General features: G+C 70.0%; 15 protein-coding genes. 9 read left to right on the forward strand and 6 right to left on the reverse strand.

Translation table 11 applies throughout. The annotated features are described in order from the left end of the window. Positions 1-25 precede the first annotated feature (25 nt). Both tkt and gap read left to right on the forward strand, forming a co-directional pair. Entirely contained in the window at positions 26-2,077 is a 2,052-nt protein-coding gene (gene tkt / locus AC1DYD_RS03435; protein ID WP_478171338.1) for a transketolase, read from the forward strand. 48 nt (positions 2,078-2,125) lie between these two features. Continuing rightward, complete coding sequence (gene gap, locus AC1DYD_RS03440; RefSeq protein WP_478171339.1) at positions 2,126-3,127, forward strand: type I glyceraldehyde-3-phosphate dehydrogenase; 1,002 nt, start codon at positions 2,126-2,128, stop codon at positions 3,125-3,127. Positions 3,128-3,193: 66 nt separating this feature from the next. Here the strand turns inward: gap and AC1DYD_RS03445 are convergent, their stop codons facing one another. Both AC1DYD_RS03445 and AC1DYD_RS03450 read right to left on the reverse strand, forming a co-directional pair. Further along, positions 3,194-3,502, reverse strand: coding sequence for a putative quinol monooxygenase (locus AC1DYD_RS03445; RefSeq protein WP_478171340.1), 309 nt, complete (start codon positions 3,500-3,502; stop codon positions 3,194-3,196). Between the two features lie 81 nt (positions 3,503-3,583). Then, positions 3,584-3,994: a VOC family protein gene (locus AC1DYD_RS03450; RefSeq protein WP_478171341.1), complete on the reverse strand. Its 411-nt coding sequence runs from the start codon at positions 3,992-3,994 to the stop codon at positions 3,584-3,586. A 114-nt stretch (positions 3,995-4,108) separates the two neighbouring features. Here AC1DYD_RS03450 and AC1DYD_RS03455 point away from each other — a divergent pair, with 114 nt between their 5' ends. Continuing rightward, positions 4,109-4,783 carry a TetR/AcrR family transcriptional regulator gene (locus AC1DYD_RS03455; RefSeq protein ID WP_478171342.1) on the forward strand — a complete coding sequence of 225 codons (675 nt, stop codon included), beginning with the start codon at positions 4,109-4,111 and terminating at the stop codon, positions 4,781-4,783. An 81-nt stretch (positions 4,784-4,864) separates the two neighbouring features. Further along, positions 4,865-5,212, forward strand: a complete 348-nt coding sequence (locus AC1DYD_RS03460; RefSeq protein WP_478171343.1) for an FHA domain-containing protein — start codon at positions 4,865-4,867, stop codon at positions 5,210-5,212. A 16-nt stretch (positions 5,213-5,228) separates the two neighbouring features. Here AC1DYD_RS03460 and AC1DYD_RS03465 read toward each other — a convergent pair whose 3' ends face one another. Continuing rightward, the gene (locus AC1DYD_RS03465; protein ID WP_478171344.1) at positions 5,229-7,031 is read right to left on the reverse strand and encodes an NAD(P)-binding domain-containing protein; all 1,803 of its coding nucleotides are present in this window, start codon (positions 7,029-7,031) and stop codon (positions 5,229-5,231) included. A 194-nt stretch (positions 7,032-7,225) separates the two neighbouring features. Here AC1DYD_RS03465 and AC1DYD_RS03470 point away from each other — a divergent pair, with 194 nt between their 5' ends. Together AC1DYD_RS03470 and AC1DYD_RS03475 are read left to right on the forward strand one after the other, a co-directional pair. Then, the gene (locus AC1DYD_RS03470) at positions 7,226-11,593 is read left to right on the forward strand and encodes a DEAD/DEAH box helicase (RefSeq protein ID WP_478171345.1); all 4,368 of its coding nucleotides are present in this window, start codon (positions 7,226-7,228) and stop codon (positions 11,591-11,593) included. Positions 11,594-11,819: 226 nt separating this feature from the next. Continuing rightward, positions 11,820-12,830: an aldo/keto reductase gene (locus tag AC1DYD_RS03475; protein ID WP_478171346.1), complete on the forward strand. Its 1,011-nt coding sequence runs from the start codon at positions 11,820-11,822 to the stop codon at positions 12,828-12,830. 273 nt (positions 12,831-13,103) lie between these two features. Here the strand turns inward: AC1DYD_RS03475 and AC1DYD_RS03480 are convergent, their stop codons facing one another. After that, positions 13,104-14,063, reverse strand: coding sequence for a bile acid:sodium symporter family protein (locus AC1DYD_RS03480; protein WP_478171347.1), 960 nt, complete (start codon positions 14,061-14,063; stop codon positions 13,104-13,106). A 70-nt stretch (positions 14,064-14,133) separates the two neighbouring features. Between AC1DYD_RS03480 and AC1DYD_RS03485 the strand changes: the two genes are divergently transcribed. Further along, positions 14,134-15,039 (forward strand): LysR family transcriptional regulator, encoded by a 906-nt coding sequence (locus tag AC1DYD_RS03485; protein WP_478171348.1) that lies wholly within the window; start codon positions 14,134-14,136, stop codon positions 15,037-15,039. 37 nt (positions 15,040-15,076) lie between these two features. On the opposite strand, the gene AC1DYD_RS03490 is transcribed toward AC1DYD_RS03485, so the two are convergent. Further along, complete coding sequence (locus AC1DYD_RS03490; protein ID WP_478171349.1) at positions 15,077-16,009, reverse strand: LysR family transcriptional regulator; 933 nt, start codon at positions 16,007-16,009, stop codon at positions 15,077-15,079. 113 nt (positions 16,010-16,122) lie between these two features. Between AC1DYD_RS03490 and AC1DYD_RS03495 the strand changes: the two genes are divergently transcribed. Both AC1DYD_RS03495 and AC1DYD_RS03500 read left to right on the forward strand, forming a co-directional pair. After that, on the forward strand, positions 16,123-17,550 hold the full coding sequence (locus AC1DYD_RS03495) for a M20 family metallopeptidase (protein ID WP_478171350.1): 1,428 nt from the start codon (positions 16,123-16,125) through the stop codon (positions 17,548-17,550). A gap of 20 nt (positions 17,551-17,570) precedes the next feature. After that, positions 17,571-18,557 carry a Bug family tripartite tricarboxylate transporter substrate binding protein gene (locus tag AC1DYD_RS03500; RefSeq protein ID WP_478171351.1) on the forward strand — a complete coding sequence of 329 codons (987 nt, stop codon included), beginning with the start codon at positions 17,571-17,573 and terminating at the stop codon, positions 18,555-18,557. A gap of 2 nt (positions 18,558-18,559) precedes the next feature. On the opposite strand, the gene AC1DYD_RS03505 is transcribed toward AC1DYD_RS03500, so the two are convergent. Next, positions 18,560-19,630, reverse strand: a complete 1,071-nt coding sequence (locus tag AC1DYD_RS03505) for a pirin family protein (RefSeq protein ID WP_478171352.1) — start codon at positions 19,628-19,630, stop codon at positions 18,560-18,562. Between the last annotated feature and the right edge of the window lie 160 nt (positions 19,631-19,790).

Raw genomic sequence — 19,790 nt, forward strand, 5'->3', positions numbered from 1 at the left:
CCTGCCCCCCCAGAAAGAGCCACAGATGGCCAACCAAGCCTTGATGGCCAACGCGATCCGCGCGTTGGCAATGGATGCCGTTCAACTCGCCAACTCGGGGCATCCCGGTGCCCCGATGGGCATGGCCGACATGGCGGTTGCGCTGTGGGGCGATCATCTGAGGCACAACCCGGCCAATCCGCACTGGTTCGACCGCGACCGCTTCGTGCTGTCGAACGGCCACGCCTCGATGCTGATCTATTCGGTGCTGCATCTCACGGGCTATGCGCTGCCGATCGAGGAGCTCAAGCGCTTCCGCCAGCTGCACAGCAAGACCGCCGGCCATCCCGAAACCGGCATCACGCCCGGCGTCGAGACCACCACCGGCCCGCTGGGCCAGGGCATCACCAATGCGGTCGGTTTCGCGCTGGCCGAGAAACTGCTGGCGGCCGAGTTCAACCGCAACAGCCACGAAATCGTCGACCACCACACCTACGCCTTCCTCGGCGATGGCTGCCTGATGGAAGGCATCAGCCATGAGGCCGCGGCGCTGGCCGGCGCCTGGAAGCTGGGCAAGCTGATCGCGCTCTACGACGACAACGGCATCTCGATCGACGGCCCGGTCAAGCCCTGGTTCATCGACAACACCGAGGAGCGCTTCAAGGCCTACGGCTGGCACGTGATCGGCCCGATCGACGGCCACGATGCCAAGGACGTGTCGACGGCCATCGAGAAGGCGAAGAAGAACGCCGACCGGCCGACCCTGATCATCTGCAAGACCCAGATCGGCAAGGGCAGCCCGAACCGCGCCAACACCGCCAAGGCGCACGGCGAGCCGCTGGGCGCCGACGAGATCGGCCTCACCCGCAGCGCGCTGCAGTGGACGCATTCGCCGTTCGAACTGCCGCCCGCGGCCTACGAGGAATGGGACGCCAAGGCCGCCGGCGCCAAGAACGAAGCCGCCTGGAACGACAAGTTCGCGGCCTATTCGGATGCCTTTCCGGACCTGGCCGCCGAGTTCACCCGCCGCATGAAGGGCGAGCTGCCGAAGAACTTCCACCAGACCGCCTTCGATACGGTGGTGGCGGCCCACACCAAGGGCGAGACCGTGGCGTCGCGCAAGGCCTCCCAGCTGGCGCTCGAAGCCTTCACCGCCGCGCTGCCCGAAATGCTCGGCGGCAGCGCCGACCTGACCGGCTCGAACCTCACCAACACCAAGAGCACGCCGAGCCTGCGCTTCGACGACGACGGCGCCGTGGTCCGCAGCGAAGGCAACGAGCAGTTCCCCGACGGCCTGCTGGGCCGCCACATCAACTACGGCGTGCGCGAGTTCGGCATGGCGGCCATCATGAACGGCGTCGCCCTGCATGGCGGCTTCATTCCCTACGGCGGCACTTTCCTGACCTTCAGCGACTACAGCCGCAACGCGATCCGCATGGCGGCGCTGATGAAGCAGCGCGTGATCCACGTCTTCACGCACGACTCCATCGGCCTCGGCGAAGATGGCCCGACCCACCAGTCGATCGAGCACGCGGCCTCGCTGCGTCTGATCCCGAACCTCGATGTCTGGCGTCCCGGCGACACCGCCGAAACCGCCGTGGCCTGGGCCGTCGCGCTGCACAACGCCGACCGCCCGACCGCGCTGCTGCTGTCGCGCCAGAACCTGCCCTATTCGCCGAAGAAGGACCTGAGCGACATCAGCAAGGGCGCCTATGTGCTGTCCGAGCCTGACGCCGTCGGCCTCAAGAACAAGAAGGTCAAGGCGGTCATCATCGCCACCGGCTCCGAGGTGCAGCTGGCGCTGCGCGCCCAGGAACTGCTGGCGGCGAAGAAGATCGGCGTGCGCGTTGTCTCCATGCCTTCCACCACCACCTTCGACCGCCAGGACGTGGCCTACAAGAAGAGCGTGCTGCCCAAGGGCACGCCGCGCATCGCGGTCGAGATGGGCTGCACCGACGGCTGGTGGAAGTACGGCGTCGCGGCCGTCGTCGGCATCGACACCTACGGCGAGTCGGCCCCCGCCGGCGTGCTGTTCAAGCATTTCGGTTTCACGGCAGAGAACGTCGCTGCCACGGTCGAGGCGGCGCTCGCGCGCTGAAGCCTCGGCTTCGCCTTCCCAGTTTTCAACCATCCAGGAGCATCAGACATGGCTATCAAACTCGGCATCAACGGTTTCGGTCGCATCGGGCGCAACGTGCTGCGCGCGGCGGTGCAGAACTTCAAGAACGACATCGAGATCGTCGCGATCAACGACCTGCTCGAGCCAGACTACCTCGCCTACATGCTCCAGTACGACTCGGTGCACGGCCGCTTCCAGGGCGAGATCACGGTCGATGGCAACACGCTCGTCGTCAACGGCAAGAAGATCCGCCTGACGCAGGAGCGCGACCCGTCCAAGCTCAACTGGAGCGACGTCGGCGCCGACATCGTGCTCGAATCGACCGGCCTGTTCCTGACCAAGGAGACGGCGCAGAAGCACATCGACGCCGGCGCCAAGAAGGTGCTGCTGTCGGCCCCCAGCAAGGACGACACGCCGATGTTCGTCTACGGCGTGAACGACAAGAAGTACGCCGGCGAAGCCATCATCAGCAACGCCAGCTGCACCACCAACTGCCTGGCGCCGCTGGCCAAGGTGCTGAACGACAAGTGGGGCATCAAGCGCGGCCTGATGACCACGGTGCACGCTGCCACCGCGACGCAGAAGACCGTCGACGGCCCGAGCAACAAGGACTGGCGCGGCGGTCGCGGCATCCTCGAGAACATCATCCCGTCGAGCACCGGCGCCGCCAAGGCCGTGGGCGTGGTGATCCCCGAACTCAACAAGAAGCTCACGGGCATGAGCTTCCGCGTGCCGACCTCCGATGTGTCGGTGGTCGACCTCACGGTCGAACTGGTCAAGGATGCCACCTACAAGGAAATCTGTGCCGAGATGAAGGCGCAGAGCGAAGGCGCGCTCAAGGGCGTGCTGGGCTACACCGAGGACAAGGTGGTGGCTACCGACTTCCGCGGCGACCCGCGCACCTCGATCTTCGACGCCGAGGCCGGCATCGCGCTGGACGGCACCTTCGTCAAGCTGGTGAGCTGGTACGACAACGAATGGGGCTACTCGAACAAGTGCCTCGAGATGGTCCGCGTGATGGCCAAATAAGCCTGCGCCACGCCATGAAAAAACGCGCCTTCGGGCGCGTTTTTCTTTGGCGGACCGGCTCCGTGTTCAGACGGGCTCGAGCACGTGGATCAGCCGGGTCTCGGTCCAGTCCTTGACCTTGGCGCCGTAGGCCGCCATGTGCGGCGCCGCGGCGTGCGCCTGCAGGTCGGCCAGCGTTTCCCACTTCTCGACGACGACGAAGGTGTCGGCACCGAAGGAGCCGCGCGAGGCCGGCATGCCCGCGGCGTCGATGGTCGCGGTGTACTCGATGCAGCCTTTCTCGGCCAGCACGGCGGACCGGTTGGCCCGGTAGGCCTCCAGGATCAGATCGCGTTGGCCGGGCTTGGCCGTGATGACGGCGACGACGTGAATCATGTGCGGATGCTCCTTCGTTGGAATGAACCGTCGAATTTAAGAGCAAAGCGCGACGCGCGCCTGTCGCCGGTGCATCCCCGGTCAGCGCGTCAGCACCATCCACAGCACGCCGAAGCGATCGGTCACCATGCCGAAGGCCGGCGAGAAGAAGGTCTTGCCCAGCGGCATCTGCACCTGGCCGCCCTCGCCCACGGCGCTGAACTGGCGCTTCGCCTCGGCCTCGTCGGCGGCCAGCAGCGACAGCGCGAAGCCCTGGAAGTTCGGCTTGCCGCTGGCGCGGCCGTCGGAAGCCATCACCGTGGTCTCGCCGATGGTGAAGCTCGCGTGCATCACCTTGTCGTCGGAGCCGGGCGGGCACATGTCCGGGGGCGGCGGCTCGGGGCTCTCCTTGAAGCGCATCAGGTCGACGATCTTGGCGCCGATCGCCTTGCCGTAGAACGCGAGCGCTTCCTCGCAGCGGCCTTCGAAGAAGAGATAGGGCTGGACTTGCATGGCGTTTCCTTTCGTTGAGGGAGGGGTTCCGGATGCCAGGCCATGGCGCCCGGGGCGTTGCGATTCCTTTTCGAGACTGTTTGTGTACAACGTCCACAAAACATAGCAGAGATAATGGACGCTGTCCACATGAAGGAATCGATGCGCTCGCAGACCGCCTCCAGCCCCCCGGCACGCAGTACCTACCGCCATGGCGACCTGCGGCGTGCGCTGCTGGAAGCCGGCGTCGAGCTGGCGCGCAGCGGCGGCCCCGAGGCGGTGGTGCTGCGCGAGGCGACGCGGCGCGCGGGCGTGGTTCCGAACGCGGCCTATCGGCACTTCGCGAGCCGGCTGGCTTTGCTGCAGGCGGTGCGCGCCGCCGCCCTGTCGGCGGTGGCCCGGGCCATGGAGGAAGAACTCGCGCGCGTGGATGCGGCGCGCGACCCGCTGGCGCAGGCCCGTGCGAGCGTGCGCGCCGTGGGCACCGGCTACCTGCGCTTCGCACAGGCCGAGACCGGCCTGTTCCGCACCGCATTCGCTACGCCGGTCGATGTCGACGACGCACCTGCCGAGGCCAAGGGCGGCGATAGCGGCCTCGATCCCTTCGAGCTCCTGGGCGCGGCGCTCGACCGCCTGGTCGATGCCGGCGGCATGGCGCCCGAACGACGTCCGGGCGCCGAGTTCCTCGCCTGGTCGGCGGTGCACGGCCTGGCCCTGCTGACCATCGACGGCCCTTTGCGCGGCCTGCCCGCGGCGCAGGCCGGTGCATTGGGGCAGCGCTTGCTGGACATGGTCGAAAAAGGACTCTGATAAACAGGCTGTAACCGCGAATAACTTGTACTTTAGATTTGGTGCGACTACCTTCGGACGCCCGAACGAGAGCGTCCGCCAATGGCAATGCTGATCCTCATGACCCCCACCGGCCAGACCACCCAGGTGCCGGTGTCGGAGCCCGGCATGACCATCGGCCGGGCCGAGCACAACCATGTGGTGCTGGCCTCTGCGCGGGTCAGCCGCTTCCACGCCAGATTGAGCACCGAAGGGCCGTTGGTGATCCTGCGCGACCTGGGCAGCCGCAACGGCACCTTCGTGAATGGCAAGCGGGTCGAGACGCAGGTGCTGGCCAATGGGGACAACATCGACATCGCCGGCTACTGGATTCGCTTCCTGGCGCCGGAGCAGGAAGTGATCGCCGATGAAAGCGTGCGTCTGATGAGCATGCGCGGCGGCGTGGACTGAATCCCGCCGGACCGCGTCAGCGCGTGTGGTGCACCGGCGCGATCTCGTACACCGGCGTCGGCAGCCCCTCCATCCGGGCCTTGAGCTGCAGCGCCAGGAACTGCGAATAGTGCCGTGACTGGTGCAGGTTGCCGCCGTGGAACCACAGTTGCGGCACCTGCGTCGGCTTCCACATGTTGCGCAACTCGCCCTCCCAGGGCCCCGGGTCCTTCGGCGTGTCGGAACCCAGCCCCCAGACCTTGCCGACCTTGTCGGCCACCGCGGGCGAGATCAGGTCGGCCAGCCAGCCGTTCATCGAGCCGTAGCCGGTGGCGTAGACGATCAGGTCGGCCGGCAGTTCGCTGCCGTCGCTGAGCGTCACCGACTTCGGGTTGATGCGCTCGATGGTCACGCCGCTGCGCAGCTTGATGCTGCCGTTGGCCACCAGCTCCGAGGCGCCGACGTCGATGTAGTAGCCCGAACCGCGCCGCAGGTACTTCATGAAGAGGCCCGAGCCGTCGACGCCGAAGTCGAGCAGGAAGCCGGCCTTCTCGAGCCGCGCATACAGGTCGGCGTCGCGCCGCTTCATCTCGTCGTACACCGGCACCTGCATCGGCGCCATGATTCGGTAGGGGATCGACGCGAAGATCAGGTCCGCCTTGTCGGTCGTCACGCCGGCTTTGACCGCCGCTTCGGAATACAGGCCGCCGAGCGCCAGTTCCATCAGCGAGTCGGACGGCGCGATGTGGGTCGAGCTGCGCTGGATCATGGTCACGTCGGCGCCGTTCTCCCACAGGGCGGCGCAGATGTCGTGCGCCGAATTGTTGGAACCGAGCACCACGCACTTCTTGCCGCGCCAGGCCTCGGGTCCGGGATGCGCGCTGGAGTGATGCTGCTCACCTTCGAAGGTCTCGGCGCCGGGGATCGTCGGCAGGTTCGGGTAGCCCGAGACGCCGAGCGCGAACACCAGCTGCTTCGGCCGCAGCGTGATCTCGCGGCCGTCGCGCTCGACGACCACCTCCCATTCCTGCTTCGCCTCGTCGAAGCGCGCCTTCTTGGCGGTGGTCGAGCTCCAGTAGTTGAGCTCCATGACCTTGGTGTACATCTCGAGCCAGTCGCCGATCTTGTCCTTGGGCGAGAACACCGGCCAGTCTTCAGGGAATGGCAGGTAGGGCAGATGGTCGTACCAGACCGGGTCGTGCAGGCACAGGCTCTTGTAGCGCTTGCGCCAGGAGTCGCCGGCCCGGGCGTTCTTCTCGACGATGATCGTCGGCACGCCGAGCCGGCGCAGCCGCGCGCCGAGCGCGATGCCGCCCTGCCCGCCGCCGACGATGACGACGTAGGGCTGTTGCGTGAAGCCCAGCGTCTCGGCCTCCTGCTGGCGCCGTTCGAGCCAGGTCTTGCGCTCCGGATTCGCGCCGTGCTCCGCGCCCTTGATTCGCCGCTCGCCCTTGCGTTCCTCGAAGCCCTTGAGCTCGGTCATCGTCGTGAGCAGCGTCCAGGCCTTGCCGCCGCGCAGCCGCAGGTGGCCGCGCCCACGCGCCACCGCGGTCTCGAAGCTGAACCAGGCCTCGACCACGCCATCGGCCTCGGTGGCGTCGCCCTCGACCGCGAAGGCGGTCGGCTTCGTGTCGGCCAGCCGCGCCTCGAGCATCGCGCGGATCGCGTCGGGCCCTTCCTGCGTGCGGATGTTCCAGGTGAAGGCGACCAGGTCGCGCCAATAGCCCTCGGGCTCGAACAGCGCGGTCGCGGCGTCGATGTCGCGGCGCTCCAGCGCGGATTGGAAATCGGCCAGCCAGGCGCCGGCGATCTGCGTCGGATGGGTCGACAGATCGGTCATCTTCCTTGTCTCCTTCGTTCGCGCCCCGCGAGCGGGCCGGGCGAGAACCGTACGCCCATCGATCGCCGACGTCAAACCTTCTCGACGCAGGTGCCCGGACGTCGCGTCGCTGTGCGATGCCCGCGCGGCCCTCGTTGCGAGATGTATCGGCCGGCTCGCCGCTGCCTTGACATCGGCCCCCGCAGCCTGATCTCATGGATCCCGTGCACGCCGATTTCCACCCCGCCGTCTCCCGCTGGTTCGAAGCCACCTTCCCGGCCCCTACCGAGGCCCAGGCAGCAGCCTGGCCGGCGATCGCCGCCGGCCGCCACACGCTGATCGCGGCGCCGACCGGCTCCGGCAAGACGCTCACGGCCTTTCTCTCCGCGCTCGACGGCCTGGTGCGCCAAGGCCTGCAGCCGGGCGGGCTGGCCGACGAGACCACGGTGGTCTACGTTTCGCCCTTGAAGGCGCTGTCGAACGACATCGACCTCAATCTGCAGGCGCCGCTGGCCGGCATCCGCGCCGAGCTCGCGGCGCTGGGCCTGCCCGATGTCGAGATCCGCACCGCGGTGCGCACCGGCGACACGCCGGCCCGCGAGCGGCAGCAGGCGCTGCGCCGTCCGCCGCATGTGCTGGTCAGCACGCCCGAGTCGCTCTACGTGCTGCTCGGCTCGGTGTCGGGCCGGCAGATGCTGTCGACCGTGCGCACCGTGATCGTCGACGAGATCCACGCCATCGTCGGCAGCAAGCGCGGCAGCCACCTGGCGCTGTCGCTCGAGCGGCTGCAGGCGCTGTGCCGGCAGCCGCTGACGCGCATCGGCGTCTCGGCGACGCAGAAGCCGATCGGCGAGATCGCGCGCTTCCTGGTCGGTGCCGGCGCGGTGGCCGATGGTGTCGCCGATTGCGAGATCGTCGACATCGGCTATGCGAAGCAGCGCGACCTCGCGCTCGAGCTGCCGCCGACGCCGCTCGCGGCCGTGATGTCGAACGAGCAGTGGGAGCAGGTCCATGCGCGCGTCGCGGGGCTGGTGCATGCGCACCGCACCACGCTGCTGTTCGTCAACACGCGCCGCATGGCCGAGCGCGCGGCGCGGCAGCTCGGCGAGATCCTCGGCAAGGAGGTGGTCGCGGCCCACCATGGCAGCCTCGCGAAGGAGGCGCGCCTCGATGCCGAACAGCGCCTGAAGCGTGGCGAGCTCAAGGTTCTGGTGGCCACGGCTTCGCTCGAGCTGGGCCTGGACATCGGCGACGTCGACCTGGTCTGCCAGCTCGGCTCGCCGCGTTCGATCGCCACCTTCCTGCAGCGCGCGGGCCGCTCCGGCCATGCGGTCGGCGGCGTGCCGAAGGCGCGCCTCTTTCCGCAGTCGCGCGACGAGCTGGTCGAGTGCGCGGCCTTGCTCGACTGCGTGCGCCGCGGCGAGCTCGATGCGCTGCACGTGCTGCCGGCGCCGCTCGACGTGCTGGCGCAGCAGATCGTTGCCGAGACCGCCTGTCGCGAATGCGCAGAGGACGAACTCTTCGCACTGGTGCGGCGCGCCTGGCCCTATGCCGAACTGAAGCGCGAGGACTACGCGGCCGTGGTGCGCATGGTGTCCGAGGGCTTCACGACCCGGCAGGGGCCGCGCGCGGGCTATGTGCATCGCGACGCCGTGCACCACCTGCTGCGCGAACGCCGCGGCGCGCGCATGACCGCGTTGACTTCCGGCGGCACCATTCCCGAGACCGGCGACTACACGGTGATGCTCGAGCCGCAGGCGCACAAGATCGGCACCGTCCACGAGGACTTCGCGGTCGAGAGCCTGGCCGGCGACATCTTCCAGCTCGGCAACGCCAGCTACCGGATCCTGCGGATCGAGCCCGGCCGGGTGCGCGTGGAAGACGCCCATGGCGCCGCGCCCAACATCCCGTTCTGGCTCGGCGAGGCGCCGGGGCGCAGCGACGAACTGTCCTTCGGTGTCTCGCGGCTGCGCGCGGAGATCGAGGCGGCGTTGGCCGCGCACGGTGTCGAGGGCGCGATCGACCGGCTGGCGCGCACCGTCGGCCTCGACACCGAGGCCGCGCGCCAGACCGTCGAGCACCTGGCGCGCACGGTGCGCGTGCTCGGCGCACTGCCGACGCAGCAGCGCATCGTGATGGAGCGCTTCTTCGATGCCTCTGGCGGCATGCAGCTGGTGATCCACTCGCCCTTCGGCAGCCGCCTCAATCGGGCCTGGGGACTGGCGCTGCGCAAGCGCTTCTGCCGGCAGTTCAACTTCGAGCTGCAGGCCGCGGCCACCGAGGATGCGATCGTGCTGTCGCTGTCGACCAGCCACAGCTTCGCGCTCGACGAGGTTGCGCGCTACCTGCATTCGGCCTCGGCGCTCGACGTGCTGGTGCAGGCGCTGCTCGATGCGCCGCTGTTCGGCGTGCGCTGGCGCTGGAACGCAACCACCGCGCTGGCGCTGCCGCGCTTCGTGGGCGGGCGCAAGGTGGCGCCGCAGCTGCAGCGCATGAAGTCCGAGGACCTGCTGGCCGCGGTCTTTCCGGACCAGGTCGCCTGCGCCGAGAACCTGGCCGGCGCGCGCGAGATCCCCGACCATCCGCTGGTCGCGCAGACGCTGCACGACTGCCTCTACGAGGCCATGGATGCCGAGGGCTGGCTGCGGCTCTTGAAGAAGCTGGAGGCCGGCGACGTCGAGGTGCTGGCGCGCGATGTGCCGGCGCCCTCGCCGCTCGCGGCCGAAGCCCTGAACGCGCGGCCCTACGCCTTCCTGGACGACGCGCCGATCGAGGAGCGCCGTACGCAGGCGGTGCAGAACCGGCGCTATGTCGATCCGGAAAGCGCCGACGATCTCGGCCAGCTCGATGCCGGGGCGATCGACAGCGTGCGCGAGGAAGCCTGGCCGCGCGCGCGCAATGCCGACGAAATGCACGAGGCCTTGAATGGGCTCGGCGTGCTCACCGACGACGAGGCCTCGGCCAACGAAGGCTGGCGGGCCTGGCTGGAGGCGCTGGCGGCCGAAAGCCGGGCGACGCGCATCGCAGCCGAGGCCGCACCCGGCAACGGCTTGTGGGTCGCAGCGGAGCGACTGGCGCAGGTGCGGGCGCTGTATCCCGCTGCCGCGATGCACCCGCCCGTCGACCCGCCCGCGGGCTTTGCGCCAGCGCAGGACGCAGGCGATGCGCTGCGCGAGCTGCTGCGTTCGCGGCTCGGCGGCCTGGGCCCGGTCCCGGTGCATCGGCTGGCCGCCCAGCTGCGGCTGCCGCCGGCCGACGTCGACGCCGCACTCGGCGCGTTGCAGACCGAAGGCTCTGTGCTGCAAGGCCGCTTCACGCCGGGCACCCGCGAGCTCGAGTGGTGCGAGCGCCATCTGCTGGCCCGCATCCATCGCTACACGCTGAAGCGGCTGCGGCAGGAGATCGAGCCGGTCGAGCCGCGCGACTTCGCGCGCTTCCTGTTCGAGTGGCAGCACGTCGCAGCCGCGAGCCGGGTCAGCGGCCCGGATGCGCTGGCCGGCATCCTGGCGCAGCTCGAGGGCTACGAGGCACCCGCGGGTCTCTGGGAGCCCGAGCTGCTGCCGGCGCGGGTCAGGGACTATGCCCCGGCCTGGCTCGACGAACTGTGCACGGCCGGGCGCACGCTGTGGACGCGGCTGCGTCCCGTGGCCGTCGAAGGACGGCCCGCCGGAGGCAACACCTCGCTGCGTTCGGCGCCGATCCTGCTGCTGCCGCGTCGCTCGGCGGCGCTGTGGACCGGCCTCGCCCCGGCACCGGCGAGCGACGAAGACCTCGGTTCGCGCGCCCAGCGGGTCGCGCGCTTTCTTTCCGACCATGGTGCGTCCTTCTTCGACGAGATCGTCCAGGGCACGCATCTTCTGGGCACCGAGCTCGAGGACGCGCTGAGCGAGCTGGTCATGCGCGGCCGCGTGCATTGCGACAGCTACGCGGGCTTGCGCGCCTTGCTGGTGCCGCCCTCGAAACGGTCTTCGGCGCATGGACGCCGGCACCGGCGCACGGCGCTGTTCGGCATCGAGGATGCCGGGCGCTGGTCGATGGTCCGGGCGCGCGCGCCGGCGCCGTCCGAACCCTCGGGACGCGTCGCCGCCGAAGCCGTCGAGCAGGTCGCGCGCATCCTGCTGCGCCGCTACGGCGTGGTCTGCTGGCGCCTGCTCGAGCGCGAGGCGGCATGGCTGCCGCCGTGGCGCGACCTGGTGCGCGCCTACCGCCGGCTCGAGGCGCGCGGCGAGATCCGCGGCGGCCGCTTCATCGCCGGCGTCGCTGGCGAGCAGTTCGCCCTGCCCGAAGCGATCGGCCTGCTGCGCGAGCTGCGGCGCCGGCCCCTCGATGGCGCGCTCGTCTGCCTGGCCGCCGCCGATCCCGCGAACCTGCTCGGCACCGTCATGCCGGGGCCGAAGGCCGCGCGCGTGGTGGGTTCCCGCGTGCTGTACCGCGATGGCGTGCCGATCGCCAGCCTGGTGGCCGGCGAGGTCGAACTGCTGCAGACCTTGACACCGGCCGAGGCGCTGGCGGCCCGGCGGGCCTTGTCGCCGGAGCCCTTGTCCCGCATCGCCGAGCTGATCGCTCAGCAGGCTTCGGCCTGAGCCGCGAGCGGAAGCGGGGAGGCGGCCGCCAGCAGGCCGTACAGGTCCTTGCGCCGCGATCCCGGTCCGTCGAGAAAGTCTAGACATCACTTTGCGACTGTTCCGAGATAGAAAGAAGCGTCCACATTGCTGGCAATATGAACCCCCGGGTAGCGCAACGGCGCCAGCGCGATCGCCCGCGGCTGGCTAAGATTCCCGACCGCCCCGCTGCACTTGGAGTCTTTGGATGACCATCCCCACCACCCGCCTCGGCCGCACCGGCCTCACCGTCTCGCGCCTGGCGCTCGGCACCATGACCTTCGGCTTGCAGACCGACGAGGCGGTGTCGCACAAGATCCTCGACCGCGCCGCCGAAGGCGGCATCAACTTCCTCGACACCGCCGACGTCTATCCGCTCGGCGGCACCGTCGAGACCACCGGCCGCACCGAGGAGATCGTCGGCCGCTGGCTGCGTGCCAAGGGCGCGAGCCGGCGCGGCGACTTCATCGTCGCCACCAAGGCGGTCGGCAAGGTCGGCCCGAACCCCTGGGACCAGGGCGCCTCGCGCAAGCATCTGCTGGATGCGATCGATGCCTCGCTCAAGCGGCTGCAGACCGACCACGTCGACCTCTACCAGCTGCATTCCGACGACCGCGAGACGCCGCTCGACGAGAGCCTCGAGGCGCTCGACCTCATCGTCCGCTCGGGCCGTGCGCGCTACATCGGCGTGTCGAACTTCCTCGCCTACCGGCTGGCGCGCGCGATCGGCCGCGCCGAACTGCACAAGCTCGCCCGGCTGGTCTCGGTGCAGCCGCGCTACAGCCTGCTGTTCCGCGAGATCGAGCGCGAGCTGTTGCCGCTGGCGGGCGAGGAAGGGCTGGGCGTGATCCCCTACAACCCGCTGGCGGGTGGTCTGCTGACCGGCAAGTACAAGCCCGAGGCGAAGCCGGGTGAGAACACGCGCTTCACGCTCGGCACGGCCGGCGGCATGTACCAGGACCGCTACTGGAACGAGCGCAGCTTCGGCACCGTCGCGCAGCTGCACAAGCTGGCCGAGGAAGCCGGCGTGCCGCTGGCGACGCTGGCGGTGGCCTGGGTGATGGCCAACCCGCTGGTCACCGCGCCGCTGCTCGGCGCCAGCCGGCCCGAGCAGCTCGATGCGACGCTGGCGGCGGCCGACTACAAGCTCGACGCCGGGCTCAAGCAGCGGCTGGACGAACTCACCGCCGAGTACCGCAAGGGCGACGCAACGAGATAGGCTCGCCCCCAGGTTGCCCGGCACTGCGTGTCGAGGCGCCCACCCCCTACCGGGGGCAACACCAGTGGCCCGGCAAAGCCGGTTCCACGGTGTTTCACCAACGGGCCTGGCTGCGCCGGCCGGTGAATACTGGCGCTGTGTTTGTCTTTCGGCTGCGCGCAGCGCACGCCTGTTCGTGGGCAGTCGCGGAACCGGCTTCGCCGGGCCGCTGACTGCGCCCCCGGTAGGGGGTGGGCGCCTCGACACGAAGTGCGAGGCAACCTGGGGGCGAGCCTACTTCCTCGCATAGCGCTGCGCCAGCACCGCGCAGACCATCAGCTGCATCTGGTGGAACAGCATCAGCGGCAGCACGATGGCGCCGACCGCGTGCGAGGCGAACAGCACCTTGGCCATCGGAATGCCGCTGGCCAGGCTCTTCTTGGAGCCGCAGAAGACGATCGTGATCTCGTCGGCCTTGTCGAATCCGAGGGCGCGGCTGGCCCAGGCCGTGATGCAGAGCGCCAGGCCCAGCAGCACGGCGCAGACCGCGAGCAGGCCCGTCAATGCGGACATCGGCACCTGCTTCCACAGGCCCTCGATCACGGCCGCGCTGAAGGCGGTGTAGACCACCAGCAGGATCGCGCCGCGGTCGACCAGGGTCAGCACTGAGCCTCGGCGCTTGATCCAGCCGCCGATCCAGGGCCGCAGCAGGTGGCCGGCGATGAAGGGCACCATCAGCTGCAGCAGGATGCGCCCGATGGCGTCGAGCGATGCGCCGGCGGCGCCATGCTGCACCACGATCAGGTTGACCAGCAGCGGCGTGACGAAGACGCCGAGCATCGTCGAGGCCGAGGCGCTGCAGACGGCGGCCGGGATGTTGCCCCGCGCCATCGAGGTGAAGGCGATGGCCGACTGCACCGTGGCCGGCAGCACGCAGAGGAACAGCACGCCGGTGTACAGCGCGGGCGTGACCAGCGGCGTCAGCACCGGCTTGAGCGCGAGCCCCAGCAGTGGAAACATGACGAAGGTGGCGGCGAACACCAGCAGGTGCAGCCGCCAGTGCGTGAGGCCGCCCATGATGGCCTCGCGCGACAGCTTGGCGCCGTGCAGGAAGAACAGCAGGCCGATCGCGACCGTGGTCAGGCGCTCGAAGAAATGGGCCGTGGCGCCGCTCGCCGGCCACAGGCTGGCCAGCGTGACGGTGGCGACCAGGGCCAGCGTGAAGTTGTCGGGGAGGTAGCGTGAACGTGCCATGGCGCCGATTGGACCGCGGCCGCATTCAAAAGAGAAATGGATTTATCGGATAGATATATGATTCTGTTGCATGAATGTGAGCCTGCGCCAACTGCGCGTCTTTCGCGCCATCGCCGATGGCCGCAACTTCAGCCGGGCCGGCGACCAGGTCGGCCTGTCGCAGCCGGCGGTCAGCCGCTCGATCCATGAGCTCGAAGCCCAGCTGGGCCTGAAGCTGCTCGACCGCACCACGCGCGAGGTGGTGTTGACCGAGGCCGGCCAGTCGCTGGCGCTGCGGCTGGCCCGGCTGCTCGACGAGCTCGACCAGGCGCTGGCCGAGGTCCACGGCATGGCCGGCGCGCGGCGCGGCAAGGTCCGGGTGGCCAGCAGCCCGACGCTGTCGGCCAACCTGATGCCGGCCTGCATCGCCGAATGCGCGCGGCGCGAGCCCGAGATCGAGTTCGTGCTGCTCGACCGCATCCAGCAGGACGTGCTGGACAGCGTGCGCGCCGGCGAGGTCGACTTCGGCGTGGTGGTCGAGCCGCCGGACACCGACGACCTGCATTGCGAGGCGATCCTCGACGACCCCTTCTGCCTCGTGCTGCGGCCGGACCACCGGTTGGCGGGCAGGCGCTCGCTGCGCTGGTCGGCGCTCGACGGCGAGGCGCTGGTGCTGCTCGACCACGCCTCGGGCAGCCGGCGCCTGATCGACGAGGCGCTGGCGCTGCACGGCGTGCGCTGCGAGGTGCGCCAGCAGGTCGGCCACCCGACCACCGCCTTCCGCATGGTCGAGCAGGGCATCGGCATCAGCGTGATGCCGGCGCTGGCGGCGCCGCCGAGCGGGCTCGCGGTGCTGGTCATGCGCCCGCTGCTGCCCCGGGTGCAGCGTTCGATCATGCTGGTGCATCGCCGCAACCGCGCGCCGGCGCCGCTGGCGCAGCGGGTGTGGGGGCTGATCCGGGACGTGGCCTCGCGCCGGGGCGAGGCCAGGCCGTAGGCGGCCCGGCCTCGTTGAAACGGGTGTTGTTCCACCCTTATTTTCTGGCCCGTCCCAGCTTGCGCCGGCTCGCCTGGGTGATCGCCCGCACCAGGTGCTGGATGAAGGCTTGCACCGGCGGCGTCAGCGTGCGGCCCTCGAGCGAGAGCAGCTGCAGCCGGCGCTGCTGCAGCGGCGCATCGGCGAAAGGCCGTGCGACGACCTGGCCCTCGTTGATCAGGTGCACCACGGTCAGGTGGCCTGCCAGCAGCACGTCGGGCGTGCGCAGCAGCGGCAGCTGCGCGGACGAGAAATTGCTGACGAAGGCGGCCCGATATTGCAGGCCCAGCACGCTGCAGGCCTGGTCGAACAACTGGCGGGCGGTCACGCCCTTGCTGCCGACGATCAGCGGATAGCGCACCACCTCGGCCACCTGCAGCACGCGCTGGCGCGCCAGCGGATGGTCGGGGCGCAGCACGGCGTACACGGGCGCCGGCGCGGCATGCTCGATCTTCAGGCCGGGCTCGGGCGCCACCACGTACTTGAGCGCCACGTCGGTCTCGCCGCGCGCCAGCAGCAGGCTCACCTCGTCGGGTGATCCCACGTGCAACTCGATCCGGCTGCCCGGGTTCGCGTCCCTGAATCGGCCCACCACGGCCGGCATGAAGTGCGAGGCGAAGCCCTCGGTGCAGGCGATGCGGACCCGGCCGGCCTGCTGGCCGCCGAGATCGCGCACCTGCTCGATCACCTGCTCGGCATCGAGCACGGCGTTGTGCAGGTGCGCCGACAGCTGCCGGCCCGCGGCGGTGAGCGACATGCCGCGCGCGTGCCGTTCGAACAGCGGCGTGCCCAGGGCGTCCTCCAGCTTGGCGATCTGGCGGCTGACCGCCGAGGGCGCCACGAACAGCCGCGCCGCAGCCTGGTTGACCGAGCCGCTGCGCGCCACTTCCAGGAAGTGGCGCATCGGAATGCTGAGCAAGGGAGGTGTCATGGTGGATCGCCTATTGCCTCAAAGGCAATGGGAGTGTGCCAAAACGATGATGGAAGCAAAGCCTTCCAGGCCTTGTACTTGCAGCACTGCCACGCAACGCGAGCACTCCATCCATGACACGAACCCACGCCCTGGCGGCCGCCGCCGCCTATTTCGACGATGGCGCCTTCTTTGCCGACCTGCGGCGGCGCGTCGCCTTTCGCACCGAGAGCGACACCGGTGCCGCCACGCCAGCGCTCGAAGCCTACCTGCGCGACGAGCTGATGCCGCCGCTCGAGGCGCTCGGCTTCGGTTGCGAAGTGATCGCCAATCCAGTCCTGGGCGGCGGCCCCTTCCTGCTCGCCCGCCGGATCGAGGGGGCCGAACTTCCCACGCTGCTGAGCTACGGCCACGGCGACGTGGTCAGCGGCCAGGACCCGCAATGGGCCGAGGGGCTCGGGCCCTGGTCGCTGACCGTCCGCGGCGATCGCTGGTACGGCCGAGGCACGGCCGACAACAAGGGCCAGCACTCGATCAACCTGGGCGGGCTCGCCGCCGCGCTGCGCGCCCGGGGCGGCCGGCTGGGCTACAACCTGAGCTGGCTGATCGAGATGGGCGAGGAAGCCGCCTCGCCCGGCCTGCAGTCGGTCTGCGAGCAGCAGCGCGAGAAGCTGCGCGCCGACCTGCTGATCGCCTGCGACGGGCCGCGCGTGAGCGCCGAGCGGCCGACGCTGTTCCTCGGCTCGCGCGGTGCGGTCAACTTCAGCCTGCGCCTGCGGGCCCGGCCACGCGGCTACCACTCGGGCAACTGGGGCGGCGTGCTCGCCAACCCGGCGACCGTGCTGAGCCATGCGGTGGCGTCGCTCGTGGACGCGAAGGGCCGGATCCTGGTGGAGGCCCTGCGCCCGCCGCCGATCCCGCAGGCGGTGCGCGCGGCGCTGGCCGGTATCGCCATCGGCGGCGGCGCCGAGGATCCGGCCCTCGATGCCGGCTGGGGCGAGCCGGGGCTGAGTCCGGCCGAGCGCCTGATGGCCTGGAACACGATCGAGCTGCTGGCGCTCGGCGCCGGCTCGGCCCAGCGGCCGGTCAACGCGATCCCGGGCGAGGCGGTGGCGCATTGCCAGTTGCGCTTCGTGGTCGGCACGCCCTGGCAGTCGCTTGCCCAGATCGTGCGCGCGCATCTGGACGCGCGCGGCTTCGGGCAGGTCGAGGTGCAGGTCACGCTGGCCGGTGCCGCGACCCGGCTCGATGTCGAGAATCCGTGGGTCGAGTGGGCCCAGCGCTCCATCGTGCAAAGCTGCGGCCAGCGCGCCGACCTGCTGCCGAATCTCGCGGGCTCGCTGCCGAACGACGTCTTCGCCGGCCTGCTGGGCCTTCCGACGCTGTGGGTGCCGCATTCGTACCCGGCCTGCGCGCAGCACGCGCCCAACGAACACCTGCTGGCGCCGCTGGCCCGCGAGGGCCTGCAGCTCATGGCCGGTCTGTACTGGGACCTCGGCGAGGCCGGCCAGGTGCCCTGGCAGGCCGGGGCGCTGTCTTCGACCCCGCTTCCCTCCCATTGACCCCTTCGATCCATCCCCTCATGAACACACCGATCTCCCGCCGCGGCCTGTCCGCGCTCGCCCTCGCCGCCGCTGCCGCATTCGCCTTGCCGGGCTGGGCCCAGGACGCCTGGCCGAGCAAGCCCGTGAAACTGGTGGTGCCCTTCCCGCCCGGCGGCGGCACCGACCTGGTGGCGCGCGCCATGGGCCAGAAGCTGGCCGAGCGGCTCCAGCAACCGGTGCTGATCGACAACAAGCCCGGGGCCTCGACCATCATCGGCACCGACGCGGTGGCCAAGGCGGCGGCCGACGGCTACACCCTGCTGCTGTCGGGCTCGACCAGCTACAGCGTCAATCCGGCCCTGCGCGCGAAGCTGCCTTACGACCCGGTGCGCGACCTGGCACCGATCGCGATCGTGGCGCGCACGCCGCTGGTGCTGGTGGTCAACAGCAGCGCGCCATGGCACTCGGTGGCGGAGCTGGTCGCCGCGGCCAAGGCCAGGCCCAAGGGCATCCGCTACGCGACTTTCGGCAGCGGTTCCGGACCGCACCTGGCCGGCGAGCTGCTCGCGCTGGCCGCCGGTATCCAGCTGCAGGACGTGCCGTACAAGGGCAGCAGCCAGGGCGCGGTCGCGCTCATCGGGGGCGAGATCGAGATCGGCATCGACACGGTGGCTTCCGTGGCGCCGCACGTGCGCTCCGGCAAGCTGCGGGCGCTCGGCATCGTCGGCGCCACGCGCTCGAGCCTGCTGCCCGAGGTGCCGACGCTGGCCGAGCTGAAGCTGCCCGAAGCCACTTTCGATGCCTGGTACGGCTTTGCCGCGCCGGCCCGGACGCCGCAGCCGGTGATCGACCGGCTGGTGCGCGAAGTCAGCGCGACCATGGCCGATCCCGCCTTGCAGGCCCAGCTTCGGGCCCAGGGCATGGAGCCGGTGGTCATCGGTGCGGCCGGGTTCCGCAGCCAGATGGAAAACGAGATCTCGCGCTACAGGGCGCTGGCGCACCGCGCCGGGATCGCGCCGGAGTAAGGCTAGCGGGCCGCGGCGTGTTCCTGCGGCTTCTCCTCGCGCCCGCCCGGATGGCGCGCGAAGCGCGCCGGATCGCGCCCGTGCACCGGCGCGGGGTCGGGCCAGGGCCAGCCGCCGAACTGGGTGCGGCGGTAGTCGGCCATGGTCTGCGCGATCTCGGCCTGGCTGTTCATCACGAAGGGCCCGTACTGGACCACCGGCTCGCCGATCGGACGGCCTTGCAGCAGCAGGAATTCGCCGGGCTCGTCGCCGTTGACCAGTTCGACCGCGGCGTCGGCACGCAAATCGATCGCCGCGCGGGCGTCGATCCGTTCTCCGGCGACCGCCACCGAACGACCCTTGAAGAAGTAGAGGCTGCGGCGCGTGCCCTCGCCGGTGGCTGCCGGCAGTGTCCAGCGTGCCTGCGGCGCCATCCGGATCGTCCAGATCGCCACGTCGGCGTCGGCTTGGGCCGCCCAGGAATCCGGCGGTGGCGCCAGCGGTCCGCCGGCTCCCGGCGCGCCATCGATCGGCGCGATCCGGCCCGCGATGCTCGCGACCTCGGTCTTCCGGCCCTCGGCATCCGTGGCGGTGAAGCGCGGGATGTCCTCGGCCCAGAACATCGTGAAATGCGGCTCGGCCATCTTGCTGCGCGCCGGCAGGTTGAGCCAGATCTGGAACAGCTCCAGCGGGTTGGCCGCGTCGGCGTTCAGCAACGGAAACATCTCCGAGTGCACGATGCCCTTGCCGGCCGTGAGCCACTGGACGTCGCCGCCGCCGAAGCGGGCGGTCGCGCCAAGCGAATCGGAGTGGTCGACCCGCCCCTTGCGCACGATGGTCACGGTCTCGAAGCCGCGGTGCGGATGGCCCGGAAAGCCCGGCACCGGATCGCCGTGGTACATGCTCCAGCCGTCCTTGCGGCTGAAGTCCTGACCCAGGTCGCGGCCCGCGAGCGGGGCGTCCGGGCCCATCTGCGCGTTGCCCCGCGGGTAGGCATCGTCGTGGTAGGCGCAGAACAGGAAGGGGTCGATCGTCTCCCAGGGGAAGCCGAGGGCCTTGATCCGGAGGATGGGAGTGGCAGCGGAGGGGGTCATGGTGGCGCTTTCGTTGGGGCTGGCGACAATGCGAATCCCTGGAAGATGGGGCCGTCGCGGCGCCGCGAAAGCCCTTGCCGTGGAACGCAGTGGCGCGGCCGATGGAACGATGCGACGGGCGCCGCCCCCCATCGCATCACCCGCGACGCCCGAAACCGAC

The organism is Variovorax sp. P4_B11 (assembly GCF_056402355.1).

Coding starts and splice junctions, on each gene's coding strand:
- tkt (WP_478171338.1), top strand. CDS start 26: ATGGCCAACCAAGCCTTGATGGCCAACGCGATCCGCGCGTTGGCAATG.
- gap (WP_478171339.1), top strand. CDS start 2,126: ATGGCTATCAAACTCGGCATCAACGGTTTCGGTCGCATCGGGCGCAAC.
- AC1DYD_RS03445 (WP_478171340.1), bottom strand. CDS start 3,502: ATGATTCACGTCGTCGCCGTCATCACGGCCAAGCCCGGCCAACGCGAT.
- AC1DYD_RS03450 (WP_478171341.1), bottom strand. CDS start 3,994: ATGCAAGTCCAGCCCTATCTCTTCTTCGAAGGCCGCTGCGAGGAAGCG.
- AC1DYD_RS03455 (WP_478171342.1), top strand. CDS start 4,109: ATGGACGCTGTCCACATGAAGGAATCGATGCGCTCGCAGACCGCCTCC.
- AC1DYD_RS03460 (WP_478171343.1), top strand. CDS start 4,865: ATGGCAATGCTGATCCTCATGACCCCCACCGGCCAGACCACCCAGGTG.
- AC1DYD_RS03465 (WP_478171344.1), bottom strand. CDS start 7,031: ATGACCGATCTGTCGACCCATCCGACGCAGATCGCCGGCGCCTGGCTG.
- AC1DYD_RS03470 (WP_478171345.1), top strand. CDS start 7,226: ATGGATCCCGTGCACGCCGATTTCCACCCCGCCGTCTCCCGCTGGTTC.
- AC1DYD_RS03475 (WP_478171346.1), top strand. CDS start 11,820: ATGACCATCCCCACCACCCGCCTCGGCCGCACCGGCCTCACCGTCTCG.
- AC1DYD_RS03480 (WP_478171347.1), bottom strand. CDS start 14,063: ATGGCACGTTCACGCTACCTCCCCGACAACTTCACGCTGGCCCTGGTC.
- AC1DYD_RS03485 (WP_478171348.1), top strand. CDS start 14,134: ATGAATGTGAGCCTGCGCCAACTGCGCGTCTTTCGCGCCATCGCCGAT.
- AC1DYD_RS03490 (WP_478171349.1), bottom strand. CDS start 16,009: ATGACACCTCCCTTGCTCAGCATTCCGATGCGCCACTTCCTGGAAGTG.
- AC1DYD_RS03495 (WP_478171350.1), top strand. CDS start 16,123: ATGACACGAACCCACGCCCTGGCGGCCGCCGCCGCCTATTTCGACGAT.
- AC1DYD_RS03500 (WP_478171351.1), top strand. CDS start 17,571: ATGAACACACCGATCTCCCGCCGCGGCCTGTCCGCGCTCGCCCTCGCC.
- AC1DYD_RS03505 (WP_478171352.1), bottom strand. CDS start 19,630: ATGACCCCCTCCGCTGCCACTCCCATCCTCCGGATCAAGGCCCTCGGC.